Origin of the sequence: Mesorhizobium sp. M8A.F.Ca.ET.208.01.1.1, assembly GCF_004791315.1 — a bacterium.
Taxonomy (GTDB): domain Bacteria; phylum Pseudomonadota; class Alphaproteobacteria; order Rhizobiales; family Rhizobiaceae; genus Mesorhizobium.
The window spans coordinates 1-333 of record NZ_SRUT01000189.1 but is presented as its reverse complement, the minus strand read 5'-3'; the positions used below and the strand labels follow the sequence as shown (position 1 = coordinate 333).

The following is a 333-nucleotide window of genomic DNA, read 5'->3' as shown; positions in this document are numbered from 1 at the left end:
AATTCGTTTGCGCCAGCCCCCTCATCCGGCCGCTACGCGGCCACCTTCTCCCACAAGAAGGGGAGAAGAGGTTGGCGCCGGCAATCCGGGTGAGGGGGACCTCAGCGGAGGGTCGAGGTTACCCGCCATAAGTAATGCGCCAGATGGTGCCGTTAGCGTCCTCGGTGACGATCAGCGCGCCGTCCTTGGCCACCGCCACGCCGACCGGCCGGCCCCAGACCTCGTCATCGGAGATAACGAAGCCGGTGGCGAAGTCTTCGTATTCGCCGGTCGGCTTGCCGTCCTTGAATTTCAGCCGCACCACCTTGTAGCCGGTGCGCTGCCCGCGATTCC

At 65.2% G+C, this 333-nt stretch carries 1 pseudogene; it reads right to left on the bottom strand.

Annotated features, from left to right (window positions below):
- Positions 1-118: 118 nt before the first annotated feature.
- Positions 119-333 (bottom strand): annotated as a pseudogene (locus EN851_RS34865) (sorbosone dehydrogenase family protein); the annotation flags it as partial.